At 57.9% G+C, this 17,739-nt stretch carries 18 protein-coding genes; all 18 read right to left on the bottom strand.

Going from position 1 to position 17,739, the window contains the following annotated elements:
• A partial coding sequence (locus KDL09_RS10365) for a glycosyltransferase family 4 protein (protein ID WP_294384513.1) occupies positions 1-1,048 on the bottom strand: 1,048 nt, incomplete at its 3' end.
• Positions 1,049-1,064: 16 nt separating this feature from the next.
• On the bottom strand, positions 1,065-2,276 hold the full coding sequence (locus tag KDL09_RS10370) for a glycosyltransferase family 4 protein (protein WP_294384515.1): 1,212 nt from the start codon (positions 2,274-2,276) through the stop codon (positions 1,065-1,067).
• Entirely contained in the window at positions 2,273-3,034 is a 762-nt protein-coding gene (locus KDL09_RS10375; RefSeq protein ID WP_294384517.1) for a methyltransferase domain-containing protein, read from the bottom strand. Before KDL09_RS10375 ends, KDL09_RS10370 begins: the two co-directional genes overlap by 4 nt.
• Positions 3,035-3,165: 131 nt before the next feature.
• Positions 3,166-4,686, bottom strand: coding sequence for a hypothetical protein (locus tag KDL09_RS10380; RefSeq protein WP_294384518.1), 1,521 nt, complete (start codon positions 4,684-4,686; stop codon positions 3,166-3,168).
• Positions 4,683-5,552 (bottom strand): glycosyltransferase, encoded by an 870-nt coding sequence (locus tag KDL09_RS10385; protein WP_294384520.1) that lies wholly within the window; start codon positions 5,550-5,552, stop codon positions 4,683-4,685. Before KDL09_RS10385 ends, KDL09_RS10380 begins: the two co-directional genes overlap by 4 nt.
• A 67-nt stretch (positions 5,553-5,619) precedes the next feature.
• On the bottom strand, positions 5,620-6,165 hold the full coding sequence (locus KDL09_RS10390) for an acyltransferase (protein WP_294384521.1): 546 nt from the start codon (positions 6,163-6,165) through the stop codon (positions 5,620-5,622).
• Positions 6,166-6,172: 7 nt separating this feature from the next.
• A complete protein-coding gene (locus tag KDL09_RS10395) occupies positions 6,173-7,024 on the bottom strand; it encodes a glycosyltransferase (RefSeq protein ID WP_294384523.1) in 852 nt (283 codons plus the stop codon).
• Positions 7,021-7,974 (bottom strand): glycosyltransferase, encoded by a 954-nt coding sequence (locus tag KDL09_RS10400; protein WP_294384524.1) that lies wholly within the window; start codon positions 7,972-7,974, stop codon positions 7,021-7,023. Before KDL09_RS10400 ends, KDL09_RS10395 begins: the two co-directional genes overlap by 4 nt.
• Positions 7,975-7,981: 7 nt before the next feature.
• Positions 7,982-9,067: an acyltransferase gene (locus tag KDL09_RS10405; RefSeq protein ID WP_294384526.1), complete on the bottom strand. Its 1,086-nt coding sequence runs from the start codon at positions 9,065-9,067 to the stop codon at positions 7,982-7,984.
• 242 nt (positions 9,068-9,309) lie between these two features.
• Positions 9,310-9,486 carry a glycosyltransferase family A protein gene (locus KDL09_RS10410; RefSeq protein WP_294384528.1) on the bottom strand — a complete coding sequence of 59 codons (177 nt, stop codon included), beginning with the start codon at positions 9,484-9,486 and terminating at the stop codon, positions 9,310-9,312.
• 222 nt (positions 9,487-9,708) lie between these two features.
• Positions 9,709-10,680 (bottom strand): glycosyltransferase, encoded by a 972-nt coding sequence (locus KDL09_RS10415; RefSeq protein ID WP_294384530.1) that lies wholly within the window; start codon positions 10,678-10,680, stop codon positions 9,709-9,711.
• A gap of 7 nt (positions 10,681-10,687) precedes the next feature.
• Complete coding sequence (locus KDL09_RS10420) at positions 10,688-11,908, bottom strand: glycosyltransferase (protein ID WP_294384531.1); 1,221 nt, start codon at positions 11,906-11,908, stop codon at positions 10,688-10,690.
• 37 nt (positions 11,909-11,945) lie between these two features.
• Positions 11,946-12,800 (bottom strand): hypothetical protein, encoded by an 855-nt coding sequence (locus tag KDL09_RS10425; RefSeq protein WP_294384532.1) that lies wholly within the window; start codon positions 12,798-12,800, stop codon positions 11,946-11,948.
• 21 nt (positions 12,801-12,821) lie between these two features.
• A complete protein-coding gene (locus tag KDL09_RS10430; protein WP_294384533.1) occupies positions 12,822-13,625 on the bottom strand; it encodes an FkbM family methyltransferase in 804 nt (267 codons plus the stop codon).
• A gap of 29 nt (positions 13,626-13,654) precedes the next feature.
• Positions 13,655-14,428, bottom strand: a complete 774-nt coding sequence (locus KDL09_RS10435; RefSeq protein ID WP_294384535.1) for a class I SAM-dependent methyltransferase — start codon at positions 14,426-14,428, stop codon at positions 13,655-13,657.
• A complete protein-coding gene (locus tag KDL09_RS10440) occupies positions 14,425-15,678 on the bottom strand; it encodes an ABC transporter ATP-binding protein (protein ID WP_294384536.1) in 1,254 nt (417 codons plus the stop codon). Before KDL09_RS10440 ends, KDL09_RS10435 begins: the two co-directional genes overlap by 4 nt.
• 12 nt (positions 15,679-15,690) lie before the next feature.
• Positions 15,691-16,422 carry a hypothetical protein gene (locus KDL09_RS10445; RefSeq protein ID WP_294384538.1) on the bottom strand — a complete coding sequence of 244 codons (732 nt, stop codon included), beginning with the start codon at positions 16,420-16,422 and terminating at the stop codon, positions 15,691-15,693.
• Between the two features lie 7 nt (positions 16,423-16,429).
• Positions 16,430-17,731: an ABC transporter ATP-binding protein gene (locus KDL09_RS10450; RefSeq protein ID WP_294384539.1), complete on the bottom strand. Its 1,302-nt coding sequence runs from the start codon at positions 17,729-17,731 to the stop codon at positions 16,430-16,432.
• Between the last annotated feature and the right edge of the window lie 8 nt (positions 17,732-17,739).

The following is a 17,739-nucleotide window of genomic DNA, read 5'->3' on the forward strand; positions in this document are numbered from 1 at the left end:
CCTGATTGGGCGGCATCGCCCCCAGGTCTTCAGCGCTGCCGCAGTGATCGCTGATGATGCAGGGCAGTCCGCTTGCCATGGCTTCATTGACCACCAGTCCCCAGGTCTCCCCGTAGTCGCTGGGAAGCACGAGACAATCGGCAGCCACATACGCTTCACTGATCTGTGTCTGGTTCAAAAAGCCTGCGAAGGAAGCGGGCGGGAGGTTTTTGGTTCCTGGTTCCTGGTTCCTCGTTTCCAAGCCGGCATCGAAGACAACATTGCAGGTGGAGCGAAGCGAATCTCCGAGCTCGCCTGAGCCGACGAAGAGAAGATGCACTCGCTCGCCTTTCTGCACCAATTCGCGTGCAGCCAAAACCACGTCGGTCGGTCGTTTCTTCGCAATGAACTTTCCGCAAAACAGGACACAGAACGTGTCGTCATCAATCCCCCACCGCTTGCGGATTTCTCGTCTCTGGCTTTCGATTTCAGTTTTCTGCTTTCGAAACCTCTCGTTGTCCACGGCATAGGGCGCGTCGAACAACTTCTCTTCAGGCACGCCAAAACGACGATACAGGCGCCGGTTCGCCGTGCCGATGCACAAAAACGCATCCACTTGCCGGAACAACCAACCCAGCACGAATTGTTTCAGGTGCTTCTTCCATCCCACGGTTGGTGCGAGGTCATTGCTCTCGCCACGCAGCCAGAGTTTCACTCCGGCGCGGCGCGCGGCAAACACCGCCTGCCAATAACCGGCCACCTGCCAGCCTTGAATCCACAACGCCTTGGCTCCGCAATCGCGGAGTCGCGCGGTCAACGACTCAGCGGCCCGGCATTTCCAGAACGAGGCCGGATGCACGTCACGGGGAGCCTTCAGAATTTGATGCGGATACCCCGACAGCATGTCGATGTCCCAGGCAAACTTGTTCCCGAACTCCACATCCTGCGCGGCCTTCGCCCCGTGATCGGTCAGATACCAGACCTCAAACGGCACACGCCCGTCCCGCGCCAGCGCCTGCCAGATCGGCACCTGGTATTGGATCGGGTGAGTGGTGAGGATAATCAGCATGCTTGAGGATGAGGGATCAAAGGACCTCTTTCAAAAGGCGGGCCCACTGGTCGCCATAACGCATCCAACTCAACCGCTCACGTCCGGCGATGGCCTGTTCACGCATGGACAGCCGCAATCCGCCGTCTTCCGCAAATCGTCGCATGGCCGCCTCCAACGCTCCCACATCACCCGCGGGGACCAGACAACCGGTTCTACCATCATCAACGAGTTCGTCGGCTCCTGACTCTCGCGTGGCAATCAAGGGCAACCCGCAGGCCTGTGCCTCGATCTGCACCTGGGCGAGACCTTCGAAGAAACTGGGAAACACAAACACATCTGCCTTTTGCATCAAAGCCGCGACCTCTGCGCGCCCCCTTGGCCCAAGCACCTTCACGCTCGATGGCAGACCGGACTGTTCTTCCGTAGGAATCGCTCCCGGCCCCACCAGCCAAAGTTCGGCGTTGTCCGGATTCCACTGCCGCCACGCCTGCAGCAGAACAGGCGTTCCCTTGCGCGCACTCACACTGCCGACGAACAGGAAGACCAGCGGACATGCTTCCTGACGACGGGGAGGCCCCGGCTGGAAAAGCTCCAAGTTGGTACCAAAGGGAATGACGCGAATCTTCCGCTCATCCACACCTTCGACGACGAGCGTCTCTTTCACGAACTGACTGGGCACCACGATGATGTCGGCAAGCTCGTGTTCCTCACGTTCGGTCGCAACCATCTCGGCGGCCTTGAGCGGCGCGGAAGTGCTCCACTGCGGGAACCGCTGCCTGAGGTCAGAAAAAATGCGCTCCTTTGCCGATGGATGGCCGATGCTTTGGTCAAGAATGAAGCGTTTGCCCATCTCCTTCGCCCGCCGAGCCAGCAGCCACGACGAGGTGTCAAAACCAATCACCACGCCCGCAGCGCGAATCTCGGGAACAGGAATCGCCTCCTGAAACAGGCGATTGCGTTCAAAGAACGCCGCCTCGTCACCCACAAAACGTGCCGCCTTGCGGGCCCGCCAGTCGAGCAACGGCAACGTGCGAAGAGTTGTATCAGGAACGTCTACCAGACGTTTCCCAAGCCGCCGACGGATGGAACCCGGCGCATACCGTAGCAGCCCCCCCAACCAGCCCGACCCGGCCACGGCAAACCCCGTCCAAAACCGGTGCAACAATCCATGGCGGACCAGCTCACGCGCCAGATGTGGCGCATACTGGGTGCCGGGATGAGCCAGCAGAACGGAGCGATTCGTCATGTGCCTTTGGTTCGAAATGCCATCATTAGTTCACCGCCGTCCATTGAGAGAATGACAGGATCGCCGTTCCATTTCATGAGTTGATCGAACGGATATGGGCTGCTGGCGGCAATGAATCCGCGTTTACCGCTCCCACGCCGCAGGAATTCGTCATCGATCAACTGGGGATGCACCCCGCCCCAGCTCCGATGCCACCCCAACGGGTTTCGGCGCCTGAAGTCAGTCGATCCATTGGGAGTGAACGACACAAACAACCCACCCGGCCTGAGCACCCTCTCACCCAACAGCAGCATTTCTTCGACTGAGGGCACGTGTTCAATCACGTGGCATGACAAAAACACATCATAGCTCTCTGATGGCAACTGCTCCATTTCGAGCGTTGAAATCCTCAGTTTTTCACGAGCATAGAGAGCCCGCGGCCGGGAAATCTCAAAGGCATCAACGTTGAAGCCTGCTTGGGTCAGTTGATGACTGCCGTAGCCCCATGAACATCCAAAATCCATGACCCGCGCCCCAGGCGTAACTCCCAACGCCCGGAGGACCTCGATGTAGTTCAAATAGCTGGTGCTCAAACTGGCGAAGTTTTCCTGCTTCAGCATTTCAAGCTGTGCCTCATCGGGAAGGTCGGTCGTGGTGTTCTCTTCGTAATCGTCCTGATAAAAACTAGCGTTTTCTTCAACGGATGTCGTGGGCGTGCGAAAAAGCAGGGAGCAACTCGCACAACGTCGCAACGCGGTGACAAGGTATTTGGAGTCCAACACTTCTCCCGCGGCCCCTCCACAAGACGGGCAAGTCTTGCCTCTGCCGGTAAAAAGTTTAACCGCTGACAGCAGAAGATATCGAAAACTTTGCATATGAGTGCAAGACGACAAACAAGCCCTGATGAGAATCAGGGATGCATCGGCCGGTAGACACGAAAGCCCTCTCCGACCTCCGCCAGTTTGCAGGACCCGGCAATTTCACGGCTGAAATCCAGCGGAGGGTCATCGACGTCCACCACGACCCGAAAGTAGCCCTGCTGCACAAGGGCACGCAGTCCGTGTTCGCGCAACTCGGGATGATGCTTCTCGTATTCATCGTAGAGAAACGAGAACACAAAGGCCGGTCGCCCCGGTTGCAGCCAGGGCAGGTTGTATGGGCGGCCGGTGACCAAAACCGGCCCCTCCTCATGCGCCAAACGCTGCTGCAGACGAACTGCCAGCGCCTGATCTTCTCTCACGCTCACCTTTCCCAGCCTGCCGGCGAAAATAAGCCCCACGACCACCAGCTGCAGCAGCAGGCTGCCGGATACGAACCATTTCACGCATGATCGCCCCATTGCATCAACCATGCCTGCCGCAAGTGAACGAACGAGCACCGAGAACAGCAGCACCGAGGCAAACACACTCGGCGCGAGGTAGTAGTAATCTGCCGCACCGATCTTTGACGACGTGAAGAGGCAGAGCGGAATGCTGAGCACCACGACCATCACCATCAGACGCATGTCTGGTTCCAGATCTCGCCAGCGTCGAATGAGCGGGAACAGCAACAGCAAACCAGCGATCATGAACGGAGTCTTCGCCAGGGCAGACATCGCGAGCCTCATCCCCTGCCCTGCTGAAAACTGGCTGGCGAGCGCGTGCAAGGTCAGGGTGTTCTGCCGATACCACTCCCCCGCAAGTCCGAGGGTGGCCGGCACCACGATCAAGAGCGGGAGAACAAACAGCGCGAATTCAAGCCACCGCCGGTGCCACAGCAGAAATCCACACCCTCCGGCGAAGGCAAATCCCTGGCTCTGTTTGAAACTCCAGGCCAACGCCGCCGCGCAACCGGCGCCGAGGAGACAGGCCCATGAGAAACGGCGCACGTGGGCAAGCAGAAAGCCCAGGCAGACCACCTCTCCCAACACGGCCGCAACATCCGGGCGAACTGAGAAGGACATCCAGTGAAACAGCGGATTGAACACGCACAGTCCCGCCGCGATCATTGCGAACCAGGAAGACGGCCGGCATTCAACATTCAAACAAGCCGAACGAATCACCCGCCACAACACCAGCCAGATACCCAGGCAGAAGAGCAGCGAAAGAACACGCCAGATCGTTGGCAGCCAGGCATCATCGAACGAACCAAACACAGCCCATAACCGGCTCCAGGCAGCATAGGTTGTGTAGAACAGGCTGTTGAAGTAGCTGGCGGAAAAGGGCGGCGACAAGGCATCGGTGTACACCGGCATTCCATGATGAGCCTTCCATAGCGAGAACAGCGCCTCCTCCTCCAAACCTGAGGTCTGCCCCAGATACGGACGGTCCAGAGTCACTGCACTCGAAACCCGCGCTGAAAGCAGCGCGACGCAGGCCAACAGCACGATCCCAAGCCAGAGGAGCCACGGTGCCGTGGGAGAATTCACCCGACGTGATTCAACAAGAATCATTGAGACGGAGGCTGATGACGCAGCCGCAGATAGGAGATCACCAGCTTCGCAGGCAGAGGTCTCCGCAGATGCCGGTGACGCCAGAGTTCCACCGGAGCATTCAACATGCCGTGCAGGATTCCCCGCAAACGCCCACATGAGATCATGAAGCAGATCACGTTGGCGAATTGAAGCAGGCCATACGGCCACAAGATCAACGGATACCTCAGCCAGGCCAGCAAGGCCGCGTTTTCAACCGTGGCAGCAACGACTGAAGGCTGCTGGTGATGCCTGAGCCGGGTGTCATGAAACACGCGCAAATCACCACAGCGATGCACCCGCCAGCCAGTACAGTGCAGTTGCAGCGCGACATCACGCTCCTCCAGTCCATAAGCGTGGGGGCGGTCCACGTAGCCGGTGAGTTCACGATACGCCGTCACGCGCATCGCGTGACCACAGCCGGTGTAGTCCGACACCGTGTGAACCCAGCTTCCCAACGCAGGCGCTTCCTGTTCCTGATGATGGATGACCGTGGCCAGCACCGCGACGTCATCCGCCGCCTCGATGTGTCGTTGCAGACGGGCAAAGAAATCGACATCTACCGGCCACGAATCATCATCCAAAGAGACCAGCCAGGGCTGGGTGGCCACCTGCAGCATGCGATGACGACCGCCACCGGGGCCGACGCGTTCTGCGGACGAGAGAATCTTCACCGCAGGAAAAGCTTCGTGAATGCGATGTTCCAAAGCGTCATCGCCAGCATCCAAAAACACGAGGATCTCCGCAGGCGCCGGATCGCAGGCCTGAAGACGCTGCAGAACCTGCAGCACCCGCTCTCCTCGGTGATACGTCGGAATACCGACAGCGATGGGAACCTTCTGATGCAATGATGATTATATGAGGACAAACGTCCTTCTAATGCGCAACCGAAATCATCTACCCAACGTCAACGGGTCAAAGGGGACGCGCAGGAATTCCAGCTATGATACTTCCAGCGGGATAACTTTTGGTGACGACAGCGCCTGCGCCGACAACACAACCATCCCCAAGCTCCACGTCTTTCAGGATGACCGCCTTGGCGCCGATCCAACACCGATGACCGATCTTCACATGTCCCACCTGCATGGGCGCATTAGTGGGCGATATGCCCGGCCCAAACGTGTGGTTGCTGTCCGTGATGTAGATGTCAGGACCGAACATGTTTTCGTCGCCAATTTCGATCAGACCACAGGCGTCAAGCATGACATTGCGATTGAAGTAATTACCGTTGCCAATGCGAATGCGGATCCCCTCGTGATCCGTGTCCTCTGGCCACAACCAGCAGCCCTGCGTGAACGCGTTGTAACTGCCGATCTCAATTTGTGAAAGCCTTCGGCAACGCCCTCCACCTTCCATGCGGTTACGCCTGCCGGTACGCATGCCCAGAGCACGGTAGGCGGCAAGCCTTACACGACTAGCCAGGCCGCGTGGGATGCGCAATATGAATGCTTCGAACGTCATGTTGGTCTCAGTTCCGGGACAATTTCACATAGGCGCGAATTGTTTCGATCCGCACAGGACGTCGTGAGCTCCATATGGCCGAAAACGAGCGGATGAACAACCCGAAGCCCGCGAAGCACGACCCCATCAGTCCTGTCCGCCACGAAAACCACAGATGCCGGAACACCTTCGACAACAGCGCCACAGGCAACACCGACAGAGGCGTGCGCCGCAAGGTCATCACCAAGTCATTGCACACTCCCGAGCGATGCTGGTGTGGAATGATTCGTGCGACCGGTGATTTGTCATGCCATACATGAACACCGGGCAGTCGGACAATGGAGTAGTCGGCATCCATCAACCGCAAGCAGAGATCTTTCTCCTCGCCGCCGTAGCTGCCTGGCACCGGTTCATAGGCCCCCACTTCGCGCACCGCCGAGAGGCGCAGCACATGGCCGCATCCGATAAACATCGCGACCGGCTGTGCCGCGCCGACCTCCCTCCGCTGGGACTGGTCGGGTGCAAGAATGTCAAAGGCAACGGCCGCCACACGAGGGTTCTCGTTGAGATGTTGAAGAGCCACGGCAATCTCGTCATCGCGCAGGAACCACGCGTCATCGTCCAGGCTGACAAAGTAATCGAAGCCGGGCCGCGCCATGAGTTCGTTGCGCGCCGACATGTAGCCTTCACTGGCTTTGCGGTGCGTCCAGTCCACCTGGGGAAATTGCAACGCCACTTTCGGTGTGTCGTCCTTTGAACCATCGTCGATCACCGCAATTTTGAGATTTGGCACAGACTGCCCTAATGCCGAATCCAGAGCTTTGGGCAACAGGTCCGCACGGTTGTACGTGACAATTCCAACCAACACCGAGCTGTTCATAGGATTGTATCTTTTGTTTGAACACACAGATGGCAAAGCGCGCGCCATTTGCCGCGCACTTCGGCCAGGAAAGCCGCACGCTTTGCCCCCCCTGCCACGCAGGCGGCGAGTTGAAAGCACTCCCACAAGCCGAGCCTGAGGTAGTCAAGCCATCTACAGCGGACAAGAACCCTTGTCATCACATAGTGCCGGTTCACCAGTTCCATCTCCGACAGTGCAACGGCATCGGCCTTATGCGTACCAGGCTGGCTGTCGTGGAAAATGCGTGCGGTTCGAACGTTTGCCAGTTTCCATGAACGGGCCACCAGCAGTGACAGTGTCACATCCTCCATCAGTGAGTAACCGGTGAAATGGGTGGGGAACGGTGGTTCTGGCAGCGCTTCTCGGCGGTACATCGTGCAGGTGGTATTGAGCCATTCCACAGGCACCACCTCCGACAGATCATCGCGGTCCTCGGGCAACAGATTCACCGCCGGCCCGAGAATGCGTCCGGCGTAGCTGGCACAATCCTCTCCGGCCATCAGCCGGAACATAAACCGCGAAACACGTCCTGGCGCCTGATAGCACTGGTTAGTGATCATGGCATTCACACCGCCAATCTCCGGTGCGGACTGCAGGGCAGCCCAGAGGCGCGACACACAATCCGGCTCAAAGATAATGTCGTCATCCATGAACCAGATCACCGGCTGCGCGGCCACCGCCACGCCCTGATTGCGCTGCGCAGCCGCCCCGCAAGTCTCGGCTCCAAGCCATAGCACGCGGCAGCACTTATTCACTTTGACACCGAACTCTGTCACGATTCGGCGGGTATCATCGTCCACAGATGCATCCACGACGATCAACTCGGTCGGCAGGGCGTTTTGAACCAGCAGGGAATCCAACGTGCGGGCAAGCACCTGAGCACGGTGCCGTGTCGGTATCACAACGCTAGCTGGGAGAATCTGCATCATTTGATCTTCAATTCGCAGCCGTAGAGGTGACCAGCCGTCGACGAACGAAGTTTCGGACGGACTTAGTATTCGACTCAAAACCCAAGAAAAACAGCCACGCGAAAAACAAGTTTCCGAGAAGCAGTGCCGCAAACACACCCATGGAGTTTACACTTATCTCGGCTGATCTCCTCCACCCAAGACCCACGAGGAGCAGCAGGATCGGATAATGAATCAAATACAAGGAGTATGAACTGGCAGCCGCGATGCTCCCCACGTTATCTATTCTGTTTGCCACGCGATTTCCTGTCTTCCACAGAAGCAACTGCTGAAGGACGAGACCCACACCAAACGCAAAGAGCAATGGCATGCATGGCTCAATGGCCAGCCAGAATCGATAGCGCTCGACATCAATGGAGACAGTCCCCCTGGAGAATTGCATTGCAACAGAACCAACACTCATCAGGCAAAAACCTAGCACAACCGCCATGAAAGACTTGTTTCTGGGCCGGGCATACCAACTGGCGGCTCCGATCAACCAGCAAAAGAGCATCAATGCCCCCAGTTTAACAAATACCCCCATTGAAATGAGCAACAGAACTGCCACCAGGGGCGAAATTCTCCGTGTTTGTAGAACGTGCGCAAGGGAACCGCCGACCACATAAAACCATGTTTCAAAGCTTAGCGTCCAAAGCGGCAGGTTTCCGCCATAGTACTCGGTAACCACCCCCTGCAGGCCAACAAGATTACCCAGAAACGTTGTCGCACCCAAATCCTTCGATAGAACGGCCGTCACAATCCCCGTGAAAATCAGCGCCGGTAAAAGGACAGTATAAATCCGGGTAAACCGATCGATCGCATACTCCAACGAGCAATGGGTCTTTGCCATCACACGATCCAGAAGCTTTCCGCCCACTAAGAAACCACTCAACACGAAAAAGAGCAAATACGCTTCATGCCCCAGCCGAGTGACATAGTAGAAGCCCAATACAGCCAGTGTCTTGTGATCTCCGGGCAGCGCACTATACTCTACAAAAACCATTCCCCTGACGTGCTCACACAGAACCGCAAGCGCCGCGAGGAAACGAACCCAGTCGATCCAAGGATAACGCATTTGATTTACCATTTGCATCGATAGTCTACTTAGAACGCATGGCAAAAAGTCGGCGGATCAACGGCTTCCTGAAACCAAAGTGAGGCTCTGTTCAAAAGACGTAGAGACATGCAGGACGGCCGAAAACGCGCTACGCATTCTGGCTCAAAGAGAACGTCGTAATCCATGAACCGGATCACAGGCTTCGTGTCCACTGCCACGCCCTGATTGCGCTGCGCTCGCCGCCCCTGGAGTCTCCGCCTTCATCCACCGTACATTCGAAACACCTGAGTTTTTTGAACGAACCCCTCCACCACCTGAAGCGTCTCGTCATCTGCCGAGGCATCCACGACAAAGAGTTCGGCCGGCAGAACGCGCTGCTGGAGCAAAGAATCCAGCGTGCAGGCCAGCACCTTGGAACGCTGGCAGGTGGGAATCACGGCACAGGCAGCAACCGATGTCATTAAGTCAGGCTCCAGCCCTCCGATATTGAATAAGGGAAGACCACTGCCTCGCCGGACGCTCGACGAGCCAGAACAGTGCCATGGAGCAGCGAGTGCACACCAACAGTCCAAGGAAAATCGCACTCAAGCCGCCCCAGGTGCCGGACACCTGTCCGTCCATGACATTCACCACCTTCAACCGACTCACAGCAGGGTTGCTCAACTGAAAAACGCCTTTCGTTTCAGAAGCTGCCTGCCCCAACCTGCCAGTTTCTCCGCACCTTCAAATCCCAACAGCCGGTAGCCCAGCCGATAACCCAGCCCGTAGTGAATTCGTCGCCCGGGACCGTCAGGCAGGAACGTCGGCTGTGAACGATGAATGACGCGGGCGATGTCAGCAGCCCTGACCTGATCGTATTGCCAGACGATCCGGGCAACCTCCAGCCGCGCCTGATTGGCGGCCCAAAGCCGTTCAGGCGTAAGCATGTCCTGCGCCTTCAAGTAGTTCTTGGCCCGTTGGACAATTTCGAGCCGCCTATGGTGGCTCTCTACGGGATTGCGGGTGCAGACCGAACCTGATTCCCACTGGCGATAAACCGCGCCAACGTCATCGCAATATTCAAATCGTTTCCCAACCTCAAGCATGCGCAAGTAGAGCTCATGCTCCTGACAGCAGGGCTGATCCACTTTCCATCCTCCGGCATCCAGAACCGCCTGCTTGCGCCAGAGCAGTGCGCCCGTTTGAGAGAGATCCCAGCGCAGCAGGAGGATCCAGGGATCGTCCCGCGGCTCCGGCATCATGCCCACGGCCTGCTGCACCTGCCCATCACGGTGCGTCTCCTGAATGTAGCGGCTGAAGGCCACATCCACCTCCGGACGGGTGGCGAGAAACTGCACCTGCTTTTCAATCTTGTCCGGCAGGAGATAGTCATCGGCATCCAGATACTGCAGCCACTCCCCACGTGCGAGCTGCAACAGGCGGTTGCGGGCCGCATTCCCACCACGATTGGGTCCCGTCTCAACGCGAATACGGTCCCCAAACGAGCGGATGATCTCCAGACTGCCATCGGTGGAACCATCGTCCAACACGATGACCTCCTTGTCCTGCCACGTCTGTGCCAGCGCACTTTCAATGCACTGCGAAATCCAGCGCTCGGCATTATGACAAGGAATCAGAATCGATACGAACATAGCCCGACTAAGGAGGGATCTGCCCACGATCTTCGCCTTGAGCAGACACCGCTGAGCGGATGGTGTCTTGAAAACGGGCGCGTATGGCGAGGGGATCAAAATCATGATTTCCTCGAAGGACGGCGCTGGCAGACAAACTCCTCCGCCATTCCGCGTCATCACGCAGGCGGGCCAGGGTTTTCTGCCAGACCTCCCCATCCTGGGCTGTGATGACCACGCAGGCATCCGGGTGCTGCAGCCCCCATTTCACGCCCGTGGCATCCGCCGGCCCAGTCGCAAGTACTGGCATGCCCAGCGCCAGATACTCCGGCAACTTGCTGGGGAAATGGCTGCGATAAAGTTTCTCATGTCCGAAGTTCGGAAAGCAGTAGGGCAACAGCACGGCGTCACACTCCGCCTTCACGCGCTCCCACAACAACTCTGGTGGATTGATCCTGCCCATGTTGGTCACAACATCCGTGCCAACCGACTCGGGCAGGGCTCCTCCATAAATGTTCAGCCTCACCCCCGCCTCTCGCAGGATGGGAACGACCTCCTGAAGACGCTGGCCGTAACCATAGTTGAGCCCGCCGGCATAGCCTAGTGTCAACATCCCCGGCTGTTTTAGGTGCTCCGCGTCCTCCAGCGGACGAGGAACGGTGTGCTCACTGCGGTTGGGATACATCACCTCCCCACTCACGCCGTAGCGAACATGCAACAACTGCTCCATCTCCGGTGAGATGCAGAGGCGGCGGGAGGCATGGGCATAGATTCTTCCAAAGCGACGCCGTGCAAGAGGCGCCGCCCAGCCGAAGCCCATATTGAACTCGTCCGGATCATCATGCACGATGAGAACGAGCGGCACGCCGCTCTGGCGTGAATACTGATACACCGCCTCAGCATGCCCCATGCTGTAAAGCACATGCACGATCACCTGTGGCATGAACCCATCCGGCAGACACTGTCTGATCTGCCCGGCCGGCATCAAACCAAGGGAATTCAGCAATCTCTTCCACTTGAACAGACGTGACCGCTCCAACCGCTCGAACGGCGGCTCGTAAGGCACAAACGAACAATCCAGCGATTCCACCCCTTGCGGACGAGGTGGCCCAAGGGCAACCACCGACTCCTGCGGCCAGCCTTGGAAGAGCCGGTACAGCAGGATCGAGCCCGCCTGGGCCACATGCGGCAGGTCGTGACCGACCACCAGAACACGTGGCAGGCAACCGGTGCTTTCAGCAGGTGTCATCGACTTTATCATGCTACAAGAGAAGTCATTCGATGGATCAAGCCACGAGGCCTGCAACGCATCGCAAGACATTGAGCCTTCGGAGCAATCCCTTCCATTTGAGTTTCACCCATTCCAGACAACGCCGGGAGAGGATCTGGCATCGGCCAGCCATGGTGTACCAGCGAACAAAGTTTCCGATGACCCGGTTGGCCTGCCCCCCTGCACCCTGAAAGGTTCTGAGCCCGTACTTGCATGCCAACAAGGACAACACCGACTGATCCCCGCGATTTTCCACGAACCCGGGAAGATCAGGCAGGCCACAGACACAACGGTTGTCATAAGAGGCCACCCGCTCATCGAGTGTGAAGCGCAGATACTCCGACACGAACCTCTGGGTGAATTCGTTCTTTTGCAGCACGAACCAGGTGGCCTGCATGGCAGTAGCCTGATGATACTTCGGTTCGTCCATGTCCATGAAGTAAAAGCAGTCCCGCTTGCACCACTTCTGGTTCGTCTCCCCCCATTGATGGATGAGAGTGCCTCCGTTTTTGACGCACATTTCCACCAGCGGCGCCACGGAGGTGTCAAAGACATGAGTGCCATCCCCGGAGTCATAGTAGATCAACACATCCCCTTCCCGCATGTCATTCAAGACCTGTGAAACGATGAAGGGTTTGAAGGCGAACCCATTCAGATGGTATGGGCGGTCCAGGTACTCCCGATGCTCGCGGTAAAAATCCGTCGCCGAAAGCATCTCCCAGTTCCAAGACACCACGGCGTCAACGCCATGCTTCAGGGCGGACTCGGACATCGCCTGCTGCGCGCGTTTGAAGACGGCACCTTTGTGGCCAAAGCGGTCGTCAGAATAGTTGACCAGCGTGACTTTGGGTTTGACGTCGGCATCAGGCATCCGCAACAACGTTTGGCAGGCTCAGACCGCGGCGGGAGTCTCCCTCGGCACGAGAAGGAAGTTCTCACAGACCAGCATCTGCACCGCCATTTCTTCCGGTGACCTGACCGGAATCAAGTGCGGGGAGGAATAAACCTCATAAGCCAGCCGGCTGACCAAATCCCATAGAGCAGCCGTTGAAACGCCATAGGCGGAGAAATTGGCCTCGTTCCACTCCATGAGCACAAACGGGCGCTCCTTGGTCAGGCACTCAACGCCTCCTTCGAGCACGCCGAGTTCTGCTCCTTCGACATCGCACTTGATGACGGACACACATGGACATCCAATCCGCCGCCACTCATGGTCGAGCGTCGTCACTTCGACCTCGCAGGTTCCCGCAGCCCCGACGCGACGCGTGTGCCTCATGCCATCATATTCGATGTTCACGCCCTCGGAGAGGGTGAATGTCACGCTTCCTGGCTTGGCACCGAGGCATTTGGTCACCAATTCCCATCTTGCTTTGTGTTCACATTCTTCGTGCGTCCGGCGGAGAAACCGCAGCGCTCCTTGAGAGGGTTCGAACGAAAGGACACGCACGTCACGCCGATGCACCAGAACCGGCAGCGCCATCAGTCCCAAATTGGTGCCCACATCGACTGCCCATGTTCCCTCCTGTGCCAAACGGCAGAAGAGATCGCTGTTCTCGCGCTCGTAAACTCCGGTGTCGCGCAGCATCAAATCGGAGTAGCCCGCTCTTGGCAGATAGACCTTCTGTCCGTGATACTGCCGCGTCTGAACCTTTGAGGGCCAGTTGCGATACATGTAATTGCGAATCCGTGTGATCATTGGGCAATTCTTGTCGTGCTGAACTGCGATCAGTCGGTTTGCTTCACAGTCGCATCCGCCAACACATTGACGAAAGTGTTGCTGAACGGCAGCCTCGCGTCCTTCACCACGCAGTATTCGGGAAACAATCGGTCGAGCAGGCCATTCCAGAAACGCCGGGCCAGCAGCAGGCGGAACAACGGCCGCACCAGCAACCGCAGCAAGAAGGGCTTCCCGTCCAGCAACGGCATGGACAAGGCGCTCTGCAGCAGGTGGAACGCCGCCCGGGGCCCCACCGTCACGCGATCCACGGCATGGACTACGAAGCCATTTTGCTCAAGGACACCCCTGAGACCGTCCGCCGTCCATCGGTAGAAGTCATCCGGACAGGCATGCTCCTCAAACAAGCCGTGTGTTGACAACAGTAGACGTCCGCCCGGCTTCAACACCCGCCGCGCCTCCTCCAGATAACGCTCCGGACTCCGGCAGTGCTCCAGCACCTGGGTGGAGAGAACCAGATCGAAGGTCCGGTCCGGCGCATTAGTCCTGCCCTCGGCCGTGATCTCATAAGTCGCGCCGCCAAAATCAGCGGTGCGATAGTCTGCCTTGGGAAACAGACTGCGGTATGGGGATCCGCCGGCTCCAAAGTCTAGCATCACCATTTCACGGTCGGAAGCATGAGCCCTGATGGCGGCCAGCAGGTCCGCTAGATGCAGATAATAAAAGTCGCTCTGTTCAGGCGCGATCCGCTCCCGCAGGAACTTATCGTTTCGCAGGTGTTGCACGTGCTTAGGAAGCTCTTCTCTCGCTTTCGATTCAATCATGACTCCACTTTCAAACTCACCCACTTCTCTGGCGCCACATAACAACAAGCCTCGGGGCGCCAGCCGAACATGGCCGGAGAATGCTCCACCGTGACCGAAAATGGACAGATGCCGGACAACCGTTCATAAAGCTGCCCTCCTGGAGGATCGCTCACGTAGGTCGTTAGAGAATAGGAACCGACGTTCAACCAGCAATCCTCAATCATACATTCGAGTGTCGAACAACCTGCAGCATCGCCAAAAAAGACCCCGTGGTCATAAGGCCTAAGATGCAGCACCGGTGCACCGCTTTGATTGACGATCTGAATAGACACGCAACCATTCTTAACTGGAACCGGAGAAGCAATTATCACCCGCAACGTGAATCGCGAACCGCTCACATGCACCCCCCCGGGGAGCAGACTCAAAATCTCCATTTTTAGAACCGATGGCGTCTCATGTTTGCCACTCGAGCAGTAACTCGCGTCTGCTTTATTGACGCTTTTTGAATACTCTCGAATAGCATCTCCAATGCTGCCATCAAACGCCACCTGTCCGGCATTCAACACGACACCGCGATCACAAAGCGTCTGCAAGGATGAGATATTGTGGCTGACGAAGAGTACTGTCCTCCCGCTCTTTGAAACACTCTGCATTTTGCCGAGACATTTGTTCTGAAATGCCGTGTCGCCAACGGCAAGCACCTCATCAATGATCAAAACCTCCGGCTCAAGATGAGCGGCGACGGCGAAGGCGAGCCGCACATACATGCCGCTGCTGTAACGCTTCACCGGTGTGTCCAGAAACTTCTCCACCTCCGCGAAGGCGACAATTTCATCAAACTTGCTGCGAATCTCCGCCTTGGTCATGCCGAGGATCGCTCCATTGAGGAAAATGTTCTCGCGCCCGGTGAGTTCCGGATGAAAACCCGTGCCCACTTCGAGCAGCGATGCCACACGTCCGTTGAGCGTGATGCGCCCCTTCGTCGGTTCGGTGATGCGCGACAGGATTTTCAACAGCGTCGATTTGCCCGCGCCATTGCGCCCGATGATTCCGACGACCTCTCCTTGTTTGACTTCAAATGAGACGTCTTTCAGCGCCCAGAAGTCCTCGTCAGCGTTCGCCGTTCGCGGTTCGCGGTTCGCACCTCTCCAAAACGCCTTCGCCTTGTTGGTGATGACGTCCCGCAGAGCAGTGTAGCGCTCGCGCGTCTCGTGATGAATGCGATAGCATTTCCCGAGGTTTTCAACGCGAATGATCGGCTCAGCCATGAAACACCTCAGTTACGAATCCGCCGGTCTCCGCCACGCGGTCGTGCTGCCGAACGTTCCGGCGTAGGGAACGGGTCCGGCAAAAGAATGACACTCCCAACCGAGACGCCGCATCTCGTGGTGCACCCAGCCGTACCTCTCCCTCTCGGCGTCATCGAGCACGAGGAATCCCCCGGGCCGCACCTTGGGGATGCCATGCATGGCACATGAAGGACGGCTGCGGCCATCCACAATCACCCAGTCAAATGCGCCGTCTGCATGAATGTCGATCGCTCCCGCATATTGAACGAATGACATCCCTTGCCATGGCTCCACCGCCGAAGTGCAACTCCGCGGGTCGGACGGATCAGCAGCCGATTCACCCACACGAGGCTCGGGTTCAACCACCTGCATCTTCCATGACGCGTGCGACTCACCAGCCATCGCCTCCTCCACTTTTTCCGCCCAAAGGCGCTCATGTTCGACGGTGAACAAATGCTTCACGCGAGTCGAAAAAAAAAGTGTGGAACCGCCTGCACCCCACTCAAAGACTGACATCTCCGGTCCGGTGTTTCGTCTCAGAAACTCAATGGCTGAGTAAGTCATCCAAGGCTGCCGGTCCGCCATGGGCGACGACTTGAGGCTGCCCAGCCAGCGGGGAAACAGCCGCATCATCTCGCCAAAATCCTGCCGCGCTCCCGGCAGGCGGGAATGCCGCCGGGACTCAAGGGCGTAGGAAATGAAACGCCCGACCAGAAGCTTCATCGCCATGTCAGTTGAGCGCAGCACCAGAAGAAGCCGCCCCGCCTCGGGATAAATCGAACTGGTGCTCCATCAGAAACCATCCCTGCCCGGCCTCAGGAAGCTGACCCGAGCCAAAGAAGTCGCCTGGTTCGACATCAAAGCTGCCTGCGTTCTTGATCCAGTCCGCAGTCTCGCCGTTGACACTGCAGAACAGCGTGTAGCCATAGCGGCCGGGCGCCAGCGTCATGCGCGGCACGAGCACCTTCACCTCATGAACGCTCGCATTCACCTCCGGCAAATCTTTCTCCGCGAGATGGGTGGACCAGACCGTGATGCGCTGCCCCAGATCGTTGTCCACACCCACGGCCACGCGCACGAACCGCAACGGGCCGCCGGAATGATTCGTCACGCGCAGCGCCATGACGGCCGCCGCACCGCAGTCAAACGCGGCCACACTGCAGCCTGCTGCATCACGCAGGAGCACCTCCTCAAACCTGATCTTCCCAGTGCCCTGACGATCGCGACGATTGGCGAACGATGACTGGGCAATCTGGTGAGTCTGCGTCAGGTAGTTTTTGATCACCGGCCCCACGGGTCCGACCTCCTGCAGCATTCCGTTGACCAGACGAACGCCGGTCTGGCAGAGGTTCTGCACTGCCGCCATCTGATGGCTGACAAACAGCACGGTGCGCCCGCCCCGGGCCACCTCGCCCATCTTGCCGAGGCACTTCTTCTGAAACTCCGCATCGCCGACGGCGAGCACTTCATCGATGACGAGGATCTCCGGCTCCAGATGCGCCGCCACCGCGAAGGCAAGCCGCACATACATGCCGCTGCTATAACGCTTCACCGGCGTGTCGAGAAACTTCTCCACCTCCGCGAAGGCGACTATCTCGTCGAACTTTGAGCGGATCTCCGCCTTGGTCATGCCAAGGATGGCGCCGTTGAGGAAGATGTTCTCGCGTCCGGTGAGTTCCGGATGGAAGCCGGTTCCCACTTCGAGCAGCGAAGCGACACGGCCGTTCAAGGTGATGCGACCCTTGGTCGGCTCGGTGATGCGCGAGAGAATTTTTAACAGCGTCGATTTGCCCGCGCCGTTGCGCCCGATGATGCCGACGACCTCGCCTTGTTTGATTTCAAATGAGACATCTTTGAGCGCCCAAAAGTCCTCTTCTCCGGACTCAGGATGCCGGTTGCTGGATGCTCGATTGAAGATGCCCTTCGCCTTGCGCGCGATGACGTCCCGCAGGGCGGTGTAGCGCTCACGCGTCTCGTGGCGGATGCGATAGCATTTGCCCAAATTTTCGACGCGGATGATCGGTTCGGCCATTTGAAAGG

This window comes from Prosthecobacter sp. (assembly GCF_020439865.1).
GTDB lineage: Bacteria > Verrucomicrobiota > Verrucomicrobiia > Verrucomicrobiales > Verrucomicrobiaceae > Prosthecobacter.

Bases quoted from the DNA above. Each gene is read 5' to 3' on its own strand.
- KDL09_RS10370 (WP_294384515.1), bottom strand. From the start codon at position 2,276: ATGACGAATCGCTCCGTTCTGCTGGCTCATCCCGGCACCCAGTATGCG.
- KDL09_RS10380 (WP_294384518.1), bottom strand. From the start codon at position 4,686: ATGATTCTTGTTGAATCACGTCGGGTGAATTCTCCCACGGCACCGTGG.
- KDL09_RS10390 (WP_294384521.1), bottom strand. From the start codon at position 6,165: ATGACGTTCGAAGCATTCATATTGCGCATCCCACGCGGCCTGGCTAGT.
- KDL09_RS10395 (WP_294384523.1), bottom strand. From the start codon at position 7,024: ATGAACAGCTCGGTGTTGGTTGGAATTGTCACGTACAACCGTGCGGAC.
- KDL09_RS10400 (WP_294384524.1), bottom strand. From the start codon at position 7,974: ATGATGCAGATTCTCCCAGCTAGCGTTGTGATACCGACACGGCACCGT.
- KDL09_RS10405 (WP_294384526.1), bottom strand. From the start codon at position 9,067: ATGCGTTATCCTTGGATCGACTGGGTTCGTTTCCTCGCGGCGCTTGCG.
- KDL09_RS10415 (WP_294384530.1), bottom strand. From the start codon at position 10,680: ATGTTCGTATCGATTCTGATTCCTTGTCATAATGCCGAGCGCTGGATT.
- KDL09_RS10420 (WP_294384531.1), bottom strand. From the start codon at position 11,908: ATGACACCTGCTGAAAGCACCGGTTGCCTGCCACGTGTTCTGGTGGTC.
- KDL09_RS10425 (WP_294384532.1), bottom strand. From the start codon at position 12,800: ATGCCTGATGCCGACGTCAAACCCAAAGTCACGCTGGTCAACTATTCT.
- KDL09_RS10430 (WP_294384533.1), bottom strand. From the start codon at position 13,625: ATGATCACACGGATTCGCAATTACATGTATCGCAACTGGCCCTCAAAG.
- KDL09_RS10435 (WP_294384535.1), bottom strand. From the start codon at position 14,428: ATGATTGAATCGAAAGCGAGAGAAGAGCTTCCTAAGCACGTGCAACAC.
- KDL09_RS10440 (WP_294384536.1), bottom strand. From the start codon at position 15,678: ATGGCTGAGCCGATCATTCGCGTTGAAAACCTCGGGAAATGCTATCGC.
- KDL09_RS10445 (WP_294384538.1), bottom strand. From the start codon at position 16,422: ATGAAGCTTCTGGTCGGGCGTTTCATTTCCTACGCCCTTGAGTCCCGG.
- KDL09_RS10450 (WP_294384539.1), bottom strand. From the start codon at position 17,731: ATGGCCGAACCGATCATCCGCGTCGAAAATTTGGGCAAATGCTATCGC.